The 21021-nt window shown below is 63.1% G+C and carries 17 protein-coding genes; 6 read left to right on the top strand and 11 right to left on the bottom strand.

Features of this window, described 5'->3' with window-relative positions; translation table 11 throughout:
* Positions 1-234: 234 nt before the first annotated feature.
* Positions 235-1170, top strand: coding sequence for a DMT family transporter (locus tag FSO04_RS15575; protein ID WP_154560540.1), 936 nt, complete (start codon positions 235-237; stop codon positions 1168-1170).
* A 65-nt stretch (positions 1171-1235) separates the two neighbouring features.
* On the opposite strand, the gene rsmA is transcribed toward FSO04_RS15575, so the two are convergent.
* The 4 genes from rsmA to FSO04_RS15555 form a co-directional block, all read right to left on the bottom strand.
* Positions 1236-2108 carry a 16S rRNA (adenine(1518)-N(6)/adenine(1519)-N(6))-dimethyltransferase RsmA gene (gene rsmA / locus FSO04_RS15570; protein WP_154560539.1) on the bottom strand — a complete coding sequence of 291 codons (873 nt, stop codon included), beginning with the start codon at positions 2106-2108 and terminating at the stop codon, positions 1236-1238.
* A gap of 140 nt (positions 2109-2248) precedes the next feature.
* Positions 2249-3259, bottom strand: a complete 1011-nt coding sequence (gene pdxA / locus FSO04_RS15565; protein WP_154560538.1) for a 4-hydroxythreonine-4-phosphate dehydrogenase PdxA — start codon at positions 3257-3259, stop codon at positions 2249-2251.
* Positions 3260-3264: 5 nt separating this feature from the next.
* Positions 3265-4626 carry a peptidylprolyl isomerase gene (locus FSO04_RS15560; protein WP_174825289.1) on the bottom strand — a complete coding sequence of 454 codons (1362 nt, stop codon included), beginning with the start codon at positions 4624-4626 and terminating at the stop codon, positions 3265-3267.
* A 67-nt stretch (positions 4627-4693) separates the two neighbouring features.
* Entirely contained in the window at positions 4694-7051 is a 2358-nt protein-coding gene (locus tag FSO04_RS15555) for an LPS-assembly protein LptD (RefSeq protein WP_154560536.1), read from the bottom strand.
* Positions 7052-7273: 222 nt separating this feature from the next.
* On the opposite strand from FSO04_RS15555, the gene FSO04_RS15550 reads away from it, so the two are divergent.
* Together FSO04_RS15550 and murU are read left to right on the top strand one after the other, a co-directional pair.
* Positions 7274-8365, top strand: coding sequence for an aminoglycoside phosphotransferase family protein (locus FSO04_RS15550; RefSeq protein WP_154560535.1), 1092 nt, complete (start codon positions 7274-7276; stop codon positions 8363-8365).
* 3 nt (positions 8366-8368) lie between these two features.
* Positions 8369-9082 carry an N-acetylmuramate alpha-1-phosphate uridylyltransferase MurU gene (murU, locus tag FSO04_RS15545; RefSeq protein WP_154560534.1) on the top strand — a complete coding sequence of 238 codons (714 nt, stop codon included), beginning with the start codon at positions 8369-8371 and terminating at the stop codon, positions 9080-9082.
* 69 nt (positions 9083-9151) lie between these two features.
* On the opposite strand, the gene FSO04_RS15540 is transcribed toward murU, so the two are convergent.
* Positions 9152-11041: an ABCB family ABC transporter ATP-binding protein/permease gene (locus FSO04_RS15540; protein WP_154560533.1), complete on the bottom strand. Its 1890-nt coding sequence runs from the start codon at positions 11039-11041 to the stop codon at positions 9152-9154.
* Between the two features lie 171 nt (positions 11042-11212).
* Between FSO04_RS15540 and FSO04_RS15535 the strand changes: the two genes are divergently transcribed.
* Positions 11213-11608 (top strand): acyl-CoA thioesterase, encoded by a 396-nt coding sequence (locus FSO04_RS15535; RefSeq protein ID WP_154560532.1) that lies wholly within the window; start codon positions 11213-11215, stop codon positions 11606-11608.
* A gap of 124 nt (positions 11609-11732) precedes the next feature.
* Here FSO04_RS15535 and FSO04_RS15530 read toward each other — a convergent pair whose 3' ends face one another.
* A complete protein-coding gene (locus FSO04_RS15530) occupies positions 11733-12059 on the bottom strand; it encodes a DUF4148 domain-containing protein (protein WP_154560531.1) in 327 nt (108 codons plus the stop codon).
* 215 nt (positions 12060-12274) lie between these two features.
* Positions 12275-13180: a LysR substrate-binding domain-containing protein gene (locus FSO04_RS15525; protein WP_154560530.1), complete on the bottom strand. Its 906-nt coding sequence runs from the start codon at positions 13178-13180 to the stop codon at positions 12275-12277.
* A gap of 160 nt (positions 13181-13340) precedes the next feature.
* Here FSO04_RS15525 and FSO04_RS15520 point away from each other — a divergent pair, with 160 nt between their 5' ends.
* Positions 13341-13955 (top strand): glutathione S-transferase family protein, encoded by a 615-nt coding sequence (locus FSO04_RS15520; RefSeq protein ID WP_154560529.1) that lies wholly within the window; start codon positions 13341-13343, stop codon positions 13953-13955.
* 30 nt (positions 13956-13985) lie between these two features.
* On the opposite strand, the gene FSO04_RS15515 is transcribed toward FSO04_RS15520, so the two are convergent.
* Positions 13986-17096, bottom strand: a complete 3111-nt coding sequence (locus FSO04_RS15515; protein ID WP_154560528.1) for a sensor domain-containing protein — start codon at positions 17094-17096, stop codon at positions 13986-13988.
* Between the two features lie 232 nt (positions 17097-17328).
* Positions 17329-17805, bottom strand: a complete 477-nt coding sequence (locus FSO04_RS15510; protein WP_154560527.1) for a nitrate reductase associated protein — start codon at positions 17803-17805, stop codon at positions 17329-17331.
* A 158-nt stretch (positions 17806-17963) separates the two neighbouring features.
* On the opposite strand from FSO04_RS15510, the gene fdhD reads away from it, so the two are divergent.
* On the top strand, positions 17964-18803 hold the full coding sequence (gene fdhD / locus FSO04_RS15505) for a formate dehydrogenase accessory sulfurtransferase FdhD (RefSeq protein WP_154560526.1): 840 nt from the start codon (positions 17964-17966) through the stop codon (positions 18801-18803).
* A 69-nt stretch (positions 18804-18872) separates the two neighbouring features.
* Here the strand turns inward: fdhD and FSO04_RS15500 are convergent, their stop codons facing one another.
* Both FSO04_RS15500 and FSO04_RS15495 read right to left on the bottom strand, forming a co-directional pair.
* Positions 18873-19643, bottom strand: a complete 771-nt coding sequence (locus FSO04_RS15500; protein WP_154560525.1) for an enoyl-CoA hydratase — start codon at positions 19641-19643, stop codon at positions 18873-18875.
* A 172-nt stretch (positions 19644-19815) separates the two neighbouring features.
* The gene (locus FSO04_RS15495) at positions 19816-21015 is read right to left on the bottom strand and encodes an acetyl-CoA C-acyltransferase (protein ID WP_120347548.1); all 1200 of its coding nucleotides are present in this window, start codon (positions 21013-21015) and stop codon (positions 19816-19818) included.
* Positions 21016-21021: the final 6 nt, after the last annotated feature.

Genomic DNA, 21021 nt, shown 5'->3' with positions numbered 1-21021 from the left:
GCGTCGGAACCTTGCACGACAGCCAATTCAGGCTGTTTGAATAAGCTGACGAAATGCGCGTGGGTGAACCTTAGCGCGAAATAGGGGCTGTCAGAAAATAGTCTGACGTAAGTGTTGTTATGTCATCGAAGTGCTTGCAGCCTGAAAGAAGCACGCGTAGGCGATGGGGTCATCGCATTGCGGGGCAGATGGCTTTGATATCGTATGACTTATGGCAGCGACCCAACAAAATCCATGAGCACCACCGCCCGGCCCACGCGCCGCACCCTGGATAGCTTCGCCATCCTGCTGATGATCGGCTTGTGCGCGATCTGGGGACTCCAGCAAGTCGCGATCAAGAGCACCAACGCGGCACTGCCACCGGTATTCCAGGCGGGTTTGCGCTCGGCAATCGCGACTGTGCTCGTATGGGGCTGGGCGCGCTCGCGCGGTACGCCGCTCTTTCGCGACGACGGCACATTGGGCGCCGGCTTGCTCGCGGGCGTGCTGTTCGCGGGCGAGTTCGTGTGCATTTTCCTTGGCCTGACGCTGACCAGCGCTTCGCGTATGGCGGTCTTTCTGTACACCGCACCGTGCTTTACGGCGCTCGGGCTGCACTGGTTCGTCGACGGCGAGCGGATCCGGCGCATTCAGTGGCTCGGCATCCTGGTGGCGTTTGCGGGTATGGCGCTGGCGTTCGCCGACGGCTTCCCGCATGGCCACGGGGCGCAGGGCTCGACGCTGAAGGGCGTCGCCGGCGACGCGCTCGGCATGCTGGGCGGGATCACATGGGCCGCGACGACCGTGGTGGTGCGCGCCACGCGTCTCGCTTACACGAGCGCGAGCAAGACGCTGTTCTATCAATTGGCGGTGTCGGCGGTAGTGCTGCTCGCGCTCGCGCTGGGGCTCGGGCAGGCACGTGTGGAAACCGTCACGCCGCTGGCGGTGATGAGCCTCGCCTACCAGGCGGTGATCGTGGCGTTCGTCAGCTATCTGCTGTGGTTCTGGCTGTTGACGCGTTACATCGCGTCGCGCCTGTCGGTGTTCTCGTTCCTGACGCCGTTGTTCGGCGTGACCTTCGGCGTGCTGTTGCTGGGCGAGTCGTTCAGCCTGCGCTTTCTGATGGCCGCGGCGCTGGTGCTGGCCGGCATCGCGCTGGTCAATCTGCCGGCGAAGCGGGTCGCCGCTTAAGACGTGGGATGTTTCACGCGCGCTGCAGGACGCAGCGCGCTTCCTTCAAGACCGTGCAACGCAACTCAGGCGTCGTCATTCCCGGTTTCCGCGGCCGCGGCGCCGCGCGCAGGCGAAGCCGCCACGATCTGCGCGACGCGCACATATTCGGCCACCGGTACATCTTCAGCGCGGCGTTGCAGATCGAAGCCCAGCGCCTCGAAATCCACCGAGTCACGAAACGCGGCCAGCGTATTACGCAACATCTTGCGGCGCTGCGAGAAAGCCGCCGTCACCACTTCGCCGAGCACACGCTCGTCCACGGCCGGCAGTTCATGCAGTTCGTACGGGATCATCCGCACGATCGCCGAATCGACCTTCGGCGGCGGGTTGAATGCATCAGGCGGCACGTCGAGTTGCTTGTCGATCACGTAGCGGTATTGCAGCATCACCGAGAGGCGGCTGAACGCCTTGGTGCCCGGTTCCGCCACCATCCGCTCGACGACTTCGTTCTGCAGCATGAAGTGCTGATCGATCACGCGATGCGCGAATGCGGTCAGATGAAACAGCAGCGGGCTCGAAATGTTGTACGGCAGATTGCCGACAATACGCAGCGACGCCTTCTCGCCAGGTGCGGCCAGCGTGCCGAAGTCGAACGCGAGTGCATCGCCCGCATGCAGCTCGAGCAGGTCGCCGAATTTTGTCTTGAGGCGGCCGATCAGATCGCGATCCAGCTCGACGGCGTGCAACGGCGCTTCGGGCGTCGCCAGACGCTCGATCAGCGGCTCGGTGAGCGCGCCGAGCCCCGGCCCAATCTCGACCATGCGCTCGCCGCGCTGCGGCCGGATCACGTCGACGATCGAATCGATCACGCCCATATCGACCAGAAAATTCTGTCCGAAACGCTTGCGCGCGATATGGCCTTGGTGCCGGCCCGGTTGCTGTCTGCTGGTGGACATCGAAGAAACGCTAAAAAAAGAACTGCCTAAGAATTGGAACAAACCAGGAATACACGCAACGAATGCGCAACGATCGCGCAAACGTCAAGCACCCGGAAGACCCTGGGAAGCGCGGACGAAACCGCGCCGCGATCGCTGGCTCAGCCCGCGCGGCGGTGTTGTGCCATCGAAACCGCCGTATCGATCGCGGCGATCAGACTGCCCGAGTCGGCACGGCCGGTGCCGGCCAGATCGAGCGCGGTGCCGTGATCGACCGAAGTGCGGATGATCGGCAAGCCGAGCGTGATGTTGATGCCTTCGCCAAACGTTGCGTACTTCAACACCGGCAGGCCCTGGTCGTGGAACATCGCCAGCACGCAGTCGGCCTGCTCCAGATAACGCGGCTGGAACAAGGTGTCCGCCGGATAGGGGCCAGGCGCGTCGATGCCCTGCTCGTTCGCGAGCTTCAGAGCGGGAGAAATCACCTCGATTTCCTCGCGGCCCAGATAACCGTTTTCGCCCGCATGCGGGTTCAACCCCGTCACGAGGATGCGCGGCGCAGGCAGACCAAAGTGGTGGCGCAGATCGTGATCGACGATGCGCAGCGTCTCGACGATACCTTCGATCGTCAGCGCGGCGGACACGTCTTTGAGTGGCAGATGCGTGGTAGCGAGGGCAACGCGCAACGGACGCTTGCCGGTGCCGGCCAGCATCATCACCACGCGCGGCGTGTGCGTACGTTCGGCGAGATATTCCGTGTGGCCGGTGAACGGCACACCGGCATCGTTGATGGTGCTTTTTTGCAGCGGCGCTGTAACGATGGCGTCGAACGTGCCGGCCATGGCGCCATCGATCGCGCTGTCGAGCAGATCGAGCACGTAGCGGCCGTTGGCGGCGTCCAGCTTGCCGGCCAGCGAGGGTGCGCCGAGCGGCCGATGCTGCACCCGCACGCGCTTGCCGTCCGCCACCAGAAGAGCCCAATCGACACCTACCGCACGCGCGCGGTCAGCCAGCAAATCCGCATCGCCCAGCACGGTGAACTCCGCACCGGGCCAATGCGTCGCCGCGCCCGCCAGCGCCTGCGCGGTCAGCTCGGGACCGACGCCGGCAGGCTCGCCGGTCGTGATCGCGATCTGCAACGGAAGGCTGGTGGACTGCGCGGCGGTTGTCATGACGTTTATTGCGTGCTCGTCAGCTGCGGCTTCACTTCCACATAGGCGGTGTCGCGCAGTTCGCGCAACCAGTCGGCGTAGGCCTGTTCCGCCTTGCGCTGGCCGATTGCCTGACGCGCCAGATCCATCTGCTGCGAAACCGAGCCTTCCGATTCGCGACGGCTCAGCACCTGAATCAGGTGATAGCCGTATTCGCTGCGCACCGGGTCGCTGATCTGACCGTCCTGCAGGTTGTTCATGGCGCGCTCGAATTCCGGCACCGTCTCGCCCGGGCTGATCCAGCCGAGGTCGCCGCCTTGCGACGACGAACCGTCTTGCGAGTAGGTGTGGGCGAACTTCGCGAAGTCGCCGCCTGCGGCGATCTGGTTCTTGATTTCGAGCAGCTTCTGACGCGCTTGCGGCTCGGACATGCCGTCGCCGACGCGCAGCAGAATGTGGCGAACGTGCGTCTGTACGAGCTTCGGTGCGTCGGAGCTGGCACCCTGGCCCGTGCGACGATCGACGAGGCGCACGATTTCGAAGCCGTCGTTGGTACGGATCAGATCCGGGCTGACCTCGCCCGGACGCAGCGCCGAGGCGGCCTTGACGAACTCAGGCGGCAGCTTGGACGGCGTCACGAAACCCGTATCGCCGCCTTTCGACGCGTCCGGCGCTTGCGAATTCGACTTCGCCAGCTTTTCGAAGTTGCCGCCACCCTTGGCTTCGGTGAGCAGGGCCTGAGCCTTTTTCTGCGCGGCTTCGATGTCGGTTTCCGAGGCGTTCAGCGGCGCCTTCACGAAGATGTGCTGAAGGTGCAGATCGCTCGTCAGACCGGCGTTCGGTCCGCGCTGGCTGGCGATGTAGTTCGCGACCTCGGCGTCCGACACCGTGACCTTGCTGTCCACTTCCTTCTCACGCAGACGCGAGAGCGTGAGTTCGGTGCGTGCGTCGCTCGTGAAAGTGGCCCAAGGCACGCCTTGCGCCTCGATACGGGCACGGTAGGTGTCGAGTGTCAGGTTGTTCGCCTGCGCGAGCCGCTCGAGCGTTTTTTGCACAGCGGCGTCGTCGATGTTGATGCCGTCTTCTTTCGCCTTCTGCAACTGGATGCGTTCCAGCACCATCTGGTTGAGCACCTGCTGGCGCAACTGGTCCATCGGCGGGACCGGCGCGTTCTGCTGGTTCAGCCGGCGGGTGATCAGGCCGATGCGGTCGTCGAGCTCGCGCCGCGTGATGACACCGTTGTTGACCACTGCGGCGATGGTATCGACCGTCCGGCCGCTATTGCCGGACAGCGCCTGCGCCTGAACCGGCGCAACCGACAGGAAAGACGCCGCGGCGACAAGACCGGCCGCAAGCGTTGCCAAGCGAAGCTTTTTCATGATTGCCACAGATACTCCAATGATGTCGGGCGCGCCTGGCCCGTCTTTTCGCATTCTATAAATGATCGGGCGAGCGTCATTCGTAATTGGTGAAACGCGCTTCCGGCGGCGGCGGCGGGGGCAACGGCGTATAGCCCGCCACGCTGCTGCGGAACGCGGAAATCAGCCCGTTGTCGACGCTCGACAAGCCCTTGAACGTCAACTGCGCGAGAAACCGCGTGCTCGACTGATTCTGCCCCGACGTATTCAGACCGTTCGCATAACGCTGGATCCCGGCGCCGAGCGTCCAGCAGTCGGCGTCGTATTGCAGGCCGACCAGACCGTCGACGATCCGGTGCCCGCCCAGGTCGTAATTGAAACGGCCTACCCCGTACACACGGTGCGTCAGCGGCCACTGCCCCGAAATCAGCACCTGGTTGATCGGCTGGTTGTCCAGCGTGGTGTTCGCGCGGGTGTAGCGATACGCGACATTGATCACCTTGCCGCTGGCCGGACTGAACCCGAAGCCGATGCTCGTCTTCGTCAACTGGTTGTTGTCGGCATTATATTGGAACGCCGTTTCCGAAGCGAAACCGGCCCCGAGCTTGAGCGACGCACCCGCGATCAGGTCCGAATGCGTGGCCTGCGTGCTGGTCTGCGTAGGCAGCAGCGTGACGCGCTGGTCCCGAAAGTAATACTGCTGCGCGATCACGAAACGCGCGCGTTCGTCGCCCGTGGCCGGGTTGATGAAGCGCGTGGTAAGCGCCGCGGTCAGACGGTTCGCGTCGGCGATCCGGTCGTTACCGACGAACGTGTTCGGCGTGAAGATTTCCGCCAGTCCGAAGTCGGAGTCGGCCGTATCGAACAGCGGCGCGTTTTCCTGGTTGCGGTACGGCGTGTAGACGTAGTAGAGCCGCGGCTCCAGCGTCTGGATGTAATCCTCGCCGAAGATCCGCACCGAACGGTCGAAAATCAGCCCGGTGTCGAAGGAGAGCGTCGGGATCGACTCGGTGAAATTCTTCGGCGTACCGGGTGTGGCGATATTGTTCAGGTTGTACGACGCAAAGTGCCACTGCACCTTCGGCGTAACGAAGTAACCCGGCCCGACCACCGAATACGACAGGTATGGGTTGAACATCACCCGCTGGCCCTGGGTCGTGTCCGCGGTGGTGATGCGGAAATTCGTGTAGTCGGCTTCCGCGCCGTAGTCGAAGCCGCCGACGTTGTACTTCGCGTACTTCACGTTCAACTGCGGCTCGCGGCCGTACGGCGCAGTGGAAGGCGTCAGCGTCTGCCAGTGCTGTTCACGGGCGAGCACCGACCACGGGCCGTTGTTATAGGTCACCCCGGCTTCCTGTTGATACAGAAGCTGGGTGCCGTTCTGGAACTGACTGACCGACGACGACAGGTCTTCCGGATACGTGTTGTCCGAAACCTTGTTGTAGTAGATGTAACCGCCGAACCCGTTGCCGAAGTTCTGGTTGTGCTGGATGTACAGCGCGTAGCGATTGGTCTTCGTCAGTCGGTCGTTCGGCAGGTATTCACCGGTGATCGAGCCCGAATAGGTGGGCGACAGATAACGGAAGGTCGACTGCAACTGCACGCCGCGCTTCGAGATCAGCCGCGGCGTCACTGTCAGGTCGCGATTCGGCGCAATGTTGAAGTAGTACGGTACCGACAGTTCGAAGCCGTTCGACGAACTGATCGAGAACGTGGGCGGCAGAATGCCGCTGCGCCGATCGCCCGACAACGGGAACGACAGCCACGGCGAAGCGAATACCGGCACGCCCTGGAAGAACAGCACGCTGTTGTACGCGACGCCTTCGTCCGCGCCGGTGTCGAAATCGAACTCGCTGCCCTTGAGATACCAGCCTGGATTGTCCGTGCACGAGCAAGCCGTGTACGTGCCCTTCGTGAACACCGAGCGCTCGCTGTCGAGCAGATCGACGCGCTCTGCGCTGCCCGAGCCCCCCGTCACATTGAAGTGGTACTTCGGCGCGGACATGAAGCCTTCACTCGAGTCCACCCGCATATGCGCTTCCGGGCCGGCGAACGTGGCGCCGTTGTTGTTCAGGTGAACCTGGCCGTATGCGTCGGCCATGTCCGTGTCCTGATCGTAGTGCAGCGCGTCGGCCTTGATCACGAAGGTATTGCGCCGCACCTCGGCCGAGCCTTTCGCGGCCATGTCCTGGTCGGTGGTGCCGCTCGTCGTGTCGCCGAGCACGAAGGTGGCCGCCTTCTGGCCTTCCGGCAATGGATGTTCTTCGAGCTGCGGGGCGAGCTGCATGCCCCATGGCGCGTCGATAGGCTGCGGCTGCGCGGCCTCCCCCACCAACTGGGCGTGCGCAAGCGCGGGCATCAGGCCCGGAACGGCGATCAACGCCGCGACGAGCCGCCTTTTGCGCGGCACTACAGCACAAGAGGGAGTCGTTTGGGAAAGCTGTCTAGGCGGCATGTATCGTTTGGCGAATCGGCCCGTCCGTCAGCTTTTGTAGTCACGATCCACCGCCTGCACATCCCGACCGTGACAGTCGGCTGCACATCAATATTTACAATCTGTCGAACGATGAGGCGGGCGGTAAAGCGGAACACGCGAAAGCTGGCGTGAGTCGCGTCAAAAAAGTCGTGGGGTATTATATGGCAAGACGTTGCCCCTCTGAATTTGCCGCCGGTTTTCATGACGCTGCCCCCTGCCAAAAACGCTACCCAAGATTCCTCCGACAGCCGCCTTGAACTGCTCAAGGCCTGGCTGAACGCCCACGCAGCGCGCTATGCGCTCGATCTCGACACGCTTGCGCCGGCTTCGTCCGACGCCAGTTTTCGCCGCTATTTCCGGCTTGCCGGTAAGGCGGCGGAAGGCGAAAGCGCCGGCACCCTGATCGCCGTCGATGCCCCGCCGCCCGAAAAGTGCCGCGAATTTGTGCAAATCGCACAATTGCTCGAGGCCGCCAACGTGCATGTGCCGCGCGTGCTGGAGGTCGATTTCGACGCCGGCTTCATGCTCGTCACCGATCTGGGCACCGATTCGTACCTCGGCGCGCTCACCGGGGCGCAAAGCGGCGATGACCCGCGCCGTGCCCGCACCTTGATGCGCGACGCGCTCGACGCGCTGATCCGCTGGCAGCTCACCTCGCGCGAAGACGTGCTGCCGCCGTTCGACGAAGCCTTCCTGCGCCGCGAGATGGAGTTGCTGCCTGAGTGGTTCATCGGCCGCCATCTGGGCCGCGAGGTCGACGACAAGACCCGTGCGCTGCTCGATCGCACCTTCGCGCTGCTGATCGCGAGCGCCCGTGCGCAACCGCAGGTGTTCATGCTGCGTGATTTTATGCCGCGCAATCTGATGGTCGCCGCGGCCCCCAACCCGGTGAATCCCGGCGTGCTGGACTTCCAGGACGCGGTGTACGGCCCGATCACTTACGACGTCGCCTCGTTGCTGCGCGATGCCTTCCTCGGCTGGGACGAAGAATTCGAACTGGATTGCTTCGTGTACTACTGGGAGCGCGCGAAAAAAGCCGGCCTGCCGGTCGATCCGGATTTCGGCGAGTTCTACCGCCAGCTCGAATGGATGGGCCTGCAACGGCACATCAAGGTGCTGGGGCTGTTCTGCCGGATCAACTACCGTGACAGCAAACCGCATTACATGAAGGATCTGCCGCGTTTCATCGGCCATGCCCGCAAGGTCGCGGAACGCTATGCGCCGCTGCGTCCGTTCGCCAAGCTGCTCGACGAGCTCGAAGGCCGCGCGAATGAAGTCGGCTACACGTTCTGACCGATGACGATGTCTCTGAAGAAAGCGATGATTTTCGCCGCCGGGCGCGGCGAGCGCATGCGTCCGTTGACCGACACGTGCCCGAAGCCTTTGCTCGTAGTGGGCGGCAAGCCGTTGATCGTGTGGCAGATCGAACGCCTCGCGCGCGCCGGTTTTCAAACCATTGTGATCAATCACGCGTGGCTCGGCGAGCAGATCGAGGCCGCGCTCGGCGACGGTTCGCGCTGGGGCGTGCAATTGCGTTATTCGGCCGAGCATGAAGCATTGGAAACTGCCGGAGGGGTCGTGCAGGCGTTGCCGCTGCTCGAAGATGACGGAGCTAGCGAAGTGTTCGTCGCGGTAAGCGGTGACGTATACGCGGATTTCGATTACGCCGCGCTGAATGCTCGCGCTGAGACGCTGGCGGCGTTGCGCGAACCCGGCATGCATCTAGTGATGGTGCCGAACCCGGCGTTTCATCCGAACGGCGACTTTGGTCTGGTCGACGGCGTGCTGTCGCTCGAGGCGCAACCGCGCTTCACGTTCGGCAATATCGGTCTGTACGACACGCGCATGTTTCGCGATCTGCCGCGCGGCACGCGGCGCGCGCTAACGCCTTACTATCGCGAGACGATTGCAAACGGTCTCGCGAGCGGCGAGTTGTATGAAGGCTTGTGGGAAAACGTCGGTACGCCCGCGCAACTGCAGACTTTGGGTCAGCGTGTGAGCGCGCGCTGAGTACAGCAGGGTGTCGAGCGGCACCGTGCGGTATCGTGCGATAACGCGGCGCCAACGCCGCCGCAAGACTCACCGCCCACCATCCCCCGCCCCGATCGTTTCAGCCGACTCCGGCGCCTCCGCAGCACGTTGCTGCTGCAACGCCCACATCTGCGCGAACAACCCGTTCGCATGCAGCAACTCGGCGTGCGTCCCACGCTCGACGATCCGTCCTTTGTCCATCACGATGATCTGCTGCGCGTGCACGACCGTCGAAAGCCGGTGGGCGATGATCAGCGTCGTGCGCTCGCGGGCGATCTGGTCGAGCTCGTGCTGGATCGCGCGCTCCGAACGCGAATCGAGCGCCGACGTCGCCTCGTCGAACAGCAGGATCGGCGGATTCTTGAGGATGGTCCGCGCAATCGCCACACGCTGCTTCTCTCCGCCGGACAACTTCAGGCCACGCTCGCCGACCGGCGTCTCGTACCCCTTCGGCAGCCCTTCGATGAAGTCGTGAATATGCGCCGCGCGCGCCGCCGCGATCACTTCCTCGCGCGTGGCCGACGGACGTCCGTAAGCGATGTTGTAGTAGATCGAATCGTTGAACAGCACCGTATCCTGCGGCACGATGCCGATCGAAGCACGCAGCGAATCCTGCGTGACATCGCGAATATCCTGACCGTCGATGGTGATCGCGCCGCCCGTCGCGCGGTCCAGATCGTAGAAGCGGAACATCAGCCGCGCGAGCGTCGATTTGCCCGAACCGCTATGGCCGACCACCGCCGTGGTGCCGCCCGCCGGAATCGTGAAGCTGACGTCGTGCAGAATCTGCCGCGCCGGCTCATACGAGAAGTTCACATGCTCGAAGCGCACCTGCGCACCGCTCACCCGCAGCTCGGGTGCGTCAGGCACATCGGGCACTTCCTGGGCCGCGCCAAGCAGCGTGAACATGCGATCCATGTCGGTAAGGCTTTGCTTCAATTCCCGATATACGACGCCGAGAAAATTCAGCGGAATATAGAGCTGCAACATGAAGGTGTTGATCAGCACCAGATCGCCGAGCGTGAGGCGCCCGGCCATCACGCCTTCGGTCGCGCGCCACAGAATGAACACGAGCCCCGTGCCGATGATCGCCTGCTGCCCGAAGTTCAGCGCCGACAAGGAGCGTTGCGATTTGATCGCTGCCGTGCGATAGCGTTTGAGGTTTTCGTCGTAACGGTGTGCTTCCCACTCTTCATTGCCGAAGTACTTCACTGTCTCGTAGTTGAGCAGCGAATCGATCGCGCGCGAATTCGCCTTTGAATCGAGGTCGTTCATCGTGCGGCGAAAATGCGTACGCCATTCGGTGACTTTCACGGTGAACGTGATGTACACGGCGAGCGCAATGAACGTGACGATCGCGTAATACGCCTCGTATTTGACGACGAAAAAACCCAGCACGAGGCCGACTTCGACCAGTGTCGGCAAGATGCTGTACAGCGAATACGAAATCAGTTGCGTGATGCCGCGTGTGCCGCGTTCGATATCGCGCGACATGCCGCCCGTCTGCCGATCGAGATGGAACCGCAAAGACAGTGCATGCAAGTGGCGGAACACTTTCAGCGCGAGTTGCCGCACCGCGCTTTCGGTCACCTTCGAAAACAGGATTTCGCGCAGTTCGGTGAAGAGCGAAGTGGACAACCTCACCACCGCATAGGCGACCACCAGCAAACCGACGCCGCCCAGCAGCACGATGGCCGGCGAATCGTGCGCGCGGCCGAGCGCGGTGAGATGCTGCACCGACGCGAGGCTGTCGACGATCCGTTTCATCACGATCGGCACGCCGAGATTGGCGACCTTCGCGCCGATCAGGCAGCTCAGCGCGAAGCCGACGCGCCATTTATAGGTGGCGAGGTAGGGCAGCAGCGACAGGATCGTTTGCCAGTCGTTGCGTGGCTGGGTCGAGATCGGGGAAGGTTCGGACGAGGGCGTACGGCGCATGGGATCGGCTGGGGAGAGTGTGGAAGCGACGGAGTTCGCAGCGGCGCGCCGACCGGCAGCGTGCCAACCTGGCATCCTGCTTTATGTCGCGCGACCCGGCTGGGCGCTTTCCCGTACAATTCCTGATCTTTCTATTGTCGCAGAAGCTGGCTGGCGCCGCTTTTCATCCCCATGACCGATCTCCTTCAACTTCCGCAAAAGCATTGCGCGCTGCGCGTCGTACCGCAACCGTCGGACGCGAATGTCCACGGCGACGTGTTCGGTGGCTGGATCATGGCGCAAGTGGATATCGCCGGTTCGATTCCGGCAAGCCGCCGCGCCAACGGGCGGGTGGCGACCATCGCGGTCAATTCGTTTGTCTTCAAGCAGCCGGTGTTCGTCGGCGATCTGCTGAGCTTCTACGCGGATATCGTCAAGACGGGCACCACGTCGGTGACGGTGGCGGTCGAGGTTTACGCGCAGCGCATGAGCCTGACCGAAGACCTCGTGAAAGTGACCGAGGCGACCCTGACCTACGTCGCGACCGACAGCGACCGGCGCCCGCGCGCGTTGCCGGTGCTGGATTGAGCGGCAGACTTTGAACGAAAAAAGAGGCGCTTGGGCGCCTCTTTTAGCTTCATACGTCGTACTTTGCCAGGATCCCCAGCACAAGCACGACCGGACCGGCAACCTCCATCCGGCCCGCAGCCGCTTACTGGCTCGCCGCCGCGGCGGCCGCCGCCTTCTTCTGCGCGTTCTGGAGATCCGTCGGATAGTTCGGATCGTTGCGCGCCGGGTTATACCCGTTGCTTTCCAGTTGCTTCAACTCGGCATTTTTCTTCGCCCGCGCCTGCTTGCGGGCAGCCTTACGTTGCGCCTTGGCGGCTGCCTTGGACGCGGCCGATGGCGTGGCGGCAGCGGCTTCATCGGCCGCCGGAGCACTACCGCCGCTTTGCGCGAACGCCGGTGCAACCGAAGCCACACTCAGTACAACCGATGCGAACAGCACAGCCCATTTCTTTGCAGGTGAAGACGTCATTTTTCTCTCCAGTCGGATTGGCAGATATTCGACGGCGAAGCGCCCATGACCCAGGTGCGAGCAGCGAAAACCGGGCGCAACGCCACGTGAATCGATGCTTTGTGGTTCCCAGCGAAGTCAGAGATGGGAATCCCGAATATATACGACTGACCCTCGCGCGCAAACCGGTAATCCCCCGCGAGCGGCAACCTGCACGCGCCAATCGGCACCGAATCTCACCCGCCGCTACGCAAATAGACGTCGACCTGCGCTTCGATCCACTGCGCAAAATGCGCCTGCTTCGCGTTCAGGATTTCGCGTTGCTGCCACACCAGCCAGTACGGGTACCGGTACGGCACGCGGATATCGGTGATCTGTACCAGATCGCCGCGCGCCAACGCATGCGCGACCAGACTGCGCCGTTCGAGCGCGATGCCCTGCCCCAGCAAAACCGCGCCCAGCACGATGTTCGAATCGTTTGCAGACAGCACGACCGCCTCGGCGGCCGGCTCCGCCACCTGCGCCGCCTGGCACCAGTCGGCCCACGGCGTGTTGGGGCTGGAGATCAACGGACACGCGATCACGTCCTCGGCGGTGACGGGAAGGCGGCCACCCGGCGCGAGCGTGAAGTGCGGCGCCGCGACTACCAGCACTTCGTCGTCGAACAGTTTCTGCTGCGCAACGTCGGGCCAATGCCCTTGCCCCATGCGAATGCCGATGTCGCTCACGCCCTGGCGCAAATCCTCGACCTGCAGACTCGTCAGCAGACGGATTCGATAGTACGGATGTGTCTCGCGGAAACTCGCGAGACGCGGCACGAGCCAATGCTGCGCAAACGACGGCACGGTCGCGATGACCAGCTCGCTTTCGTGTGGGCGCGCCTGCGCGCGGCGCGTCGCCCGCGTAATGTCGCGCAACGCCGACCGTATTTCCAGCGCGTAGAGCCGGCCTTCCTCAGTAGGCCGCAGGGCGCGCGCTTCGCGCACGAACAGCGCAACGCCCATCGAATCTTCCAGCACCTTGATCTGCTGGCTCACCGCAGAGTGCGTGACATGCAATTCGCGCGCGGCCTGAGTCACACCGCCCAGGCGGGCGACGGCTTCGAAGCAGCGCAGAGCAGTGAGGGGCGGGATCGGCTTCATGTAAGAAATTCTGACGTAAACCGTCGATTAATGTCGCTTTTTTTGACTTGCCGAGCGCTTTAATCTATTAGTCTGATGCATCACAAGTACCGTCTGGCAAGCGAACAGCCGGCTCTTCGCCCGCTCAGGCCAACCATATAGATCTTCTAACGGAAATGAGATGAAACTGATCGGAATGCTGGATTCGCCCTACGTGCGCCGCGTCGCTATCTGCATGAAGTTGCTGAAGCTCGACTTCGAGCACCAGTCGATTTCCGTGTTCAGCACGTATGAAGCGTTCGCGAAGATCAACCCGGTTGTGAAAGCGCCCACACTGATCCTCGACAACGGTCAGAGCGTGATGGACTCGACGGTGATCCTGCAGTATCTCGCCACGCTCGCCGCGCCGGATCAGCGGATCTTCCCGTCACAGCCGGAGCACTGCCTGCGCGCCGCGCGCCTAACGGGTCTGGCGCTCGCCGCTTGTGAAAAGACCGTGCAGATCGTCTACGAACGCAATCTGCGTCCGGAGGAGAAACAGCATGAGCCGTGGGTCGCCCGCGTGACCGAGCAATTGCATGCCGCTTACCGCGAACTCGAAGAGGACCTCGCGGCGGCGCCGCTGCCGATCGAGCCAGGCCATTTCGGCGCGGCGGACGTGGCGGTGGCCGTCGCGTGGAATTTCACGCAAATGTACTTTTCGGAGATCGTCACCAAGGCGGCACATCCGCGCTTGCAGGCATTTTCCAAGGTAGCCGAACAACTACCGGTATTCATCGATACGCCTGCCGTCTGAGGCACGCGCAGCGGGGAGCGGAACGCCGAACTACACCGTCTCCGCTTCGCGCCCCACTCCCCCCTGAAACAACGCCGAAATCGCCTCCGTCGACAGCGGCTTCGCGAAGTAGAAGCCCTGCATCTCGTCGCACGCACGTTCCTTCAGAAAGTCGAGTTGCGCCGACGTCTCCACGCCTTCCGCGATCACCTGCAATTTCAGCGAATGCGCGAGCGCGATGATCGCCGAGGTGATCGTTTCATCGTCGCCCGACACGCCGATATCCGACACGAACGAGCGGTCGATCTTCAACCGGTCCACCGGGAAGCGCTTCAGATAGCTGAGACTCGAATAGCCGGTGCCGAAGTCGTCGATGGCGAGGCCGATGCCGAGCGCGTGCAGCTCGTTGAGCATCAACACCGCCTCCTCGGCATTGCGCATGATGGTGCTTTCGGTGAGCTCGAGTTCAAGATACTGCGGTTCGAGCCCCGTCTCGGCGAGCACCTGCATGACGAGCTTCGCGATATCGCGCTGCTGAAAAACGCGCGCCGACAGATTCACCGACACCCGCGCCGGCGGCAATCCTTCGTCCTGCCAGGCCTTGTTCTGGCGGCACGCCTCGCGCAAGACCCATTCCGACAGCGGCCCGATCAGCCCGCTCTCTTCTGCCACCGGAATGAACAACGACGGCAGCACCAAGCCGACTTCCGGATCGCGCCAGCGCACCAGCGCCTCGGTGCCGACGATCTGCCCGCTCACGATATCCACCTGCGGCTGGTAGTGCAGCAGGAATTCGTTGTCACGCAAGGCGCGGCGCAAGCGCCGTTCGAGATTCATGCGCGCGCCGGCGCTCGCATTCATTTCCGGCTGATAGAACTGGAACGTATTGCGGCCCATGTCCTTCGCGCGATACATCGCGAGGTCGGCCTTTTTCATCAGCGTTTCCGCGTCTTCGCCGTCCTGCGGGAAGAGGCTCGCGCCCATGCTGCAGCCGACATACAACTCGGTGCCGTCGAGCCAGACCGGTTCGGAGATCGATGCGCGCACCCGCTCCATCCATGCGATCAACGACTGCTCGTCGACGGTATCGGTCATCACGATCACGAACTCGTCGCCGCCGTGCCGCGCGACCGTGTCGCTGGTCCGCGTGCAACGGGCGAGCCGTTCGGCGACCACGCTCAGCAAGCGGTCGCCGACGCTATGGCCGAGGCTGTCGTTGACGTTCTTGAAGCCGTCCAGATCGATGAACACGACAGCGACGCCCTTGTGATGCCGCTGCGCCACGATCAACGCATGCTGCAGACGATCGCGCAGCAGGTTGCGGTTCGGCAGCCGCGTGAGACTGTCGTAGTTGGCCTGATATTCAAGCTGTTCCTGATAGCGGATCAGATCCGTCACATCATTGATCACGCCGATGTGGTGCGTAATCACGCCCTCCGCATTCGGCACGGGCGCAATGAACAGTTGATTCCAGAACAGCGCGCCGTCCTTGCGATAGTTGCGCACCACGGCGCTCACCTCGCGATTCGCGGCGAGCGCCTGGCGGATCAAGGCGACGCCTTCCTGGTCGCGGTCGTCGCGCTGCAGCACACGGCAATCGTGACCGATCACTTCGGCGGGATCGTAGCCGGTGATCCGCATGAACGCGGGGTTCACGTATTCGATCAGATTGCCCGACGGCGACGGCGCGGTAATCAGAATCGCGTTGACGCTCGCATCGAGCGCGCGGCTTTGCAGACGCAAAGCCAGATCGGCGCGCTTGCGCTCGGTGATGTCCGTGTACGAACCGAGTACGCCGATCACGCGGCCGTCGCCGTCGGTGAACGGCAGCTTGCTCGTGACCGTGGTGCGGTGCACGCCGTCGATCACCAGGTCGACCTCGAAACTCATCTTCGGCACGCCGGTGGTCACCACCTCCTTGTCGTGCTCGTTCAGCAGGTCGGCGAAGGCGCGCCACGGCATGTCGCTGTCGCTCTTGCCCACCACCTGCTCGGGGTAAGAAAGCCCCGCATCGCGCGCAAACGCCATATTGCAGCCGAGATAACGCGACTCGTGATCCTTCCAGAAAATGCGCTGCGGGATGTTGTCCATCACCGTTTCGAGCATCTGGTTCGAACGCTGCGCTTCGGCTTCGGTATTGATCTGTTCGGTGACGTCGTCGGCCAGCACGAAGAAAGCGGCGCGGCCCATGAAGTTGAGTGCGTGATACGAAATGTCAGCGCTGATCGTCGAGCCGTCCTTGCGCCGGTGATGCCAGACACCCGCCATCGTGCGGCCGTGTTGCGCGGTGTCGCTGCGCTGCATGTGCGATTCGAGGCGCGAGATTTCGCCATTCGGCCGGATCGCGCGAATCGTCATGCTGAGGAATTCGCTTTCCGAGTAACCGTATTGCTGAATCGCCGCCGCGTTGACGGCGAGAAAGCGCAAGGTCTCGCGATCGAAAATGTACATCGGCACCGGATGGTCGTCGAACAGGCCACGGAAGCGCTCATCGTTGCGGCCGAGCGCGCGCACCGTGCGCAGTTTCTCCCGCGCACTGCTTTCGCGGGCGCCGAACGTGAAGATCAGAAGCGCGCTGCCGGCCAGCATCGTCACGATCAGCAGAAACATGGCGCGCTGGGTTTCGTTCGCGGAACTCGCGAGCGACGCCTGCAACGCCTCATTCTCCTGTTTGCGCAACGCCGCCAGACCGTCTTCCACACGGCCGAGACCCAGCCCGAGATGCGTATAGGTCGACGCCGCCCAGGCGCGCGACTCGTTTGGCGTGGTGCTGGCGCTCTTCAGGAGCGCATCGTCGATATCGTGTTGCAGCGCGTGACTGTCCGCGCCCAGCCTCGCGAGCGTGTCGAGCATGGCCGGATCGCCGGCGAGCTCTTCGCGCAACTCGCGCTCCAGAGCTGCCAGCGAAGCCGCCATGGCGGCGGCCTCGTTGACAGGCGCGGCCTCGCCCGTTGCTTCGAAACGGCCGAGCGCGGCCAGCCCGCCGTCGAGCGCCGTATGGTAGGCGTCGAGGTTCTGACGCACGCTCATCGAAAGCAGCATGCGCGCGTCGGCGTCGCGCTGGCCGCAAATCTGCGTATAGGCGACGAACGCGTTCGCGCCGACCGCCGCGGCGACGACCGCCAGATTGATCAGCAGCCGCTTCGATAAAAAAGGAGTCATGGGTTCCGAACGTCAATCGTTCTGAGGGCGGGAGCGCGGGGTCGCTTTCGGTGCGTCGGGTCGCACCGAGTCGAGTCTTTTTACGCGCCAACCCATGGATAACGGCAGAGTTCGGAACAGATTGAGGGGGCGAGGAGAAATATTTCGCGGATTGAGCTGGGGCGTCTGGCTGGAGGTGCCTGGGCGGCAGCGGCTGGCCGGACGTCCCTTGGTCTGTACTAACCGGCCGCACCTAGCCGGCCGCACCAAATTCCTTCATTGCGGGGACGAAGTCGTGGTTGCTTTCCGGCTTGCGCGACAATTTGGCGAGTACGTAGCGCTCGAACGGCTCGAGTTCGGCCCACTGAGCGACACGCGGCGTGGGCAGGCCGGCCAGCCCCGCCTGATGCACTACGCCGTCCGGCACGGCATCCGTGCGGCGCCAGGCAGGCGCTTCCTCGGGCGTGAACCACTCCGGCTCGATATTCGCGTGCGTGCGCAACATCTCGAACAGAGCGTGGTCGAAATTCGGCTCGATTTCTGCGTCTTCTTCGACCGGAAATCGCGCCAGCAGCTTGCGGTCTTCGAGCGGCAGCATTTGCCACTGCTCAAGGGTGATGCGCAGCCCGAAGCGATCGAGATTGAAGCGCACCGACATCGGGATGTAGGTGAAATTCTCCGAGGACGCGACTTCGAAGTTGAACAGAAGCGGTGCTTCGTTGAGTCCCATGACAGTATTCCTCTTTGGTGGCGGGCAACGCGCAAGCCCAGCTTGAGGTATTTTAGAACCTTATTCGCGCGATAGCGGCGTGGTCTGGCGCTGCTTCGCGCCGCCGGGCAAGGCTGCAGGCCGTAGAAACGCGCGCAGCATGAAAGGAGTGAAGTCGCTTGAACGAACTGGACACAGACGGGCAGACGGGCGCCGTGGAGCGCCAGGTGCACCGGCATCGCGGCGCAGCGGTCGAAACCGTCACCGATCACGTCGGTCAGGAATGGCCCGTGGCGCTCGTCTTCAATGGCATCTCGCACGCGGTGATGATGTGCACGCCGCGCGATCTGGAAGCGTTCGCGGTCGGTTTCGCGATTTCGGAAGGGATCGTGGAGCGCGGCAGCGACATTCAGGACATCGAGGTCGAGCTGCACGACGATGACGAATTGCCGCACGCCGAAGTGCAATTGACGGTGGTGCAGCAGGCTTTCGTCGCGCTGAAGGAAAAGCGCCGCGCGCTCGCCGGGCGCACCGGCTGCGGCGTATGCGGGATCGAAAGCATCGATCTGCTGGATCTGAAACCGGAACGCGTGCCGGACACCGGCTTTTTGCAGCGGCTTGCGCCGGATGCGATCGCGCGTGCCGCGCGCGAGTTGCCCGAACACCAGGCGCTGACGCGTCTGACCGGCGGCCTGCACGCCGCCGCATGGTGCGATGCGGCAGGCGCGATCCGTTACGCCTTCGAAGACGTCGGCCGTCACAACGCGCTCGACAAGCTGATCGGCCAACTGGTGCTCGACCGCGCGGATACCCGGGAAGGTTTTGTGTTTCTGTCGAGCCGCGCCAGCTATGAGCTGGTGCGCAAGGCGGCGCGTGTCGACGTGCCGATGGTCGCCACGATTTCGGCGCCGTCTTCTCTGGCGATTGCGATTGCCCGTAAAGCGGGCGTACGGCTTGTCAGCTTCTGCCGGGAAACCAGCTACGTCGACTACGATACCTTGCAGCCGACGCAACCTTGAGCGTCTGAAACATTCTCAAGCGCCTGAGGCATTTTCAGGCACCCTCGAGGAGCGCCTGAACGCAGCCGGTCAGTCGAACTGCCGGAAATCCGGCTTGCGCTTCTCGAAGAACGCCTTGAACGCCTCGCGCGCTTCCGGCGCGATCAGCATCTTGGCGAAGTGCACCGCTTCCTCGCTCATCTGCGTTTGCAGTTCATGCTGGCTCGCGCGCTTCATCAGACTCTTCGTCAACCGCAGCGACGACGCCGGCAGCGCCGCCAGCTTCGCCGCTTGCGCGGCTGCAAACGCATCGACTTCAGCCGCGGGCAGCACGCGATTCACGAAACCCATACGGTGCGCTTCGGCAGCGTCGAACGCTTCGCCGAGCAGCAGCTTTTCCGCTGCTGCCTGATAGCCGGCCACGCGCTGCAACAGCAAACTCGACGCCGCTTCCGGACACAGCCCGAGTTGCGTGAACGGCAGCGAAAAGCTCGCCGTATTGGCTGCGTAGACCAGATCGCAATGCAGCAGGAGCGTCGTGCCGATGCCGACTGCCGGCCCCGCCACCGACGCCACCACCGGTTTTTCCGCCGAACTGAGCGCACGCAGGAACTGGAATACCGGCGCGTCTTCGCCGCCTGGCGGCTTCTTCATGAAGTCTTCGAGATCGTTGCCGGCGCTGAAAATGCCGGCGCTGCCGCGAATCAGAATCGCGCGGATCGATGTATCGCCATGCGCTTCGACCAATGCGTCGGACATCGTCTGATACATCGCGGCGGTGATCGCGTTTTTCCTTTCGGGCCGGTTGAAGGCAATCGTCAGCACGCCGTCGGCGCGCTCGACCAGAATATCCATTGTCATCTCCTCGTACTCCTCGCTACTGCTGAATGAAAAAACGGTTCGCAAGCCTGGCGGCCTGCGAACCGTTTATGCGGTTCCTAAGGGATCACTGCGGGGATCACAGGGGAGACCACTGCGGGAATCACCGCAGCGATCGCGACAAGGATCACCGACGGAACCTGAGCGAACATGATTACAGGCGTTCGATGATGCCCGCCGCGCCCATGCCGGTGCCGACGCACATCGTCACCATGCCGTACTTGAAGTTACGGCGGCGCAGGCCGTGCACTACCGTCGACGCACGAATCGCGCCCGTCGCACCCAGCGGGTGGCCGAGAGCGATCGCGCCGCCGAGCGGGTTGATCTTCGACGGATCGAGACCGAGGTCCTGAATCACCGCCAGCGATTGCGCGGCGAAGGCTTCGTTCAGCTCGATCCAGTCCATGTCCTCGATCTTCAGGCCGGCGGCCTTCAGTGCGGCCGGAATCGCTTCCTTCGGACCGATACCCATGATTTCCGGCGGCACGCCGCGCACGGCGAAGCTGACGAAACGGGCGAGCGGCGTCAGGTTGAATTCCTTCAGCATCTTTTCCGACACGACGATCAACGCGCCCGCGCCGTCCGATGTTTGCGAGCTGTTGCCCGCCGTCACCGAACCCTTGTTCGCGAACACCGCGCGCAGTTTCGCCAGACCTTCCAGCGACGTTTCCGCACGCGGGCCTTCGTCGAGCGCGACTTCACGCGTCTTGATACGCACTTCGCCGGTAGCGAGATCAGGGAAACGCTCGGTGATCGTGTACGCGGCGATTTCGTCGTTGAACTCACCAGCTTGCTGCGCGGCGATGGCGCGGCGATGCGATTCGACCGAGAACGCGTCTTGCGCTTCGCGGCTGATCTTCCAGCGCTCGGCGACCTTCTCCGCGGTCAGGCCCATGCCGTAGGCGATGCCGATGTCTTCATTGCGATCGAAGATATGCGGCGACATCGACGGCTTGTTGCCCATCATCGGCACCATGCTCATCGATTCGCAGCCGCCCGCGATCATCGCGTCCGATTCGCCGACGCGGATACGGTCAGCCGCCATAGCCAGCGCGGTGAGGCCCGAAGCACAGAAGCGGTTCACCGTGACGCCGCCCACCGTGTTCGGCAGGCCGGCCAGAAGTGCGCCCATGCGCGCGACGTTCAGGCCTTGTTCCGCTTCCGGAATCGCACAGCCGATGATGGCGTCTTCGATGACCTTGGTGTCGAGGCCGGGCACTTGCGCCACAGCCGATTTGATCGCGTGCACCAGCAGTTCGTCGGGGCGCGTGTTCTTGAACATCCCGCGCGGCGCCTTGCCGATCGGCGTGCGGCTCGCGGCGACGATGTATGCGTCTTGCAATTGCTTTGTCATTTGAGG

The sequence above is a fragment of the Paraburkholderia madseniana genome, from assembly GCF_009690905.1.
GTDB classification, from domain to species: Bacteria; Pseudomonadota; Gammaproteobacteria; order Burkholderiales; family Burkholderiaceae; genus Paraburkholderia; species Paraburkholderia madseniana.
Note: the sequence above shows the minus strand (reverse complement) of the source record. Positions and strands in the feature narration are given on the sequence as shown.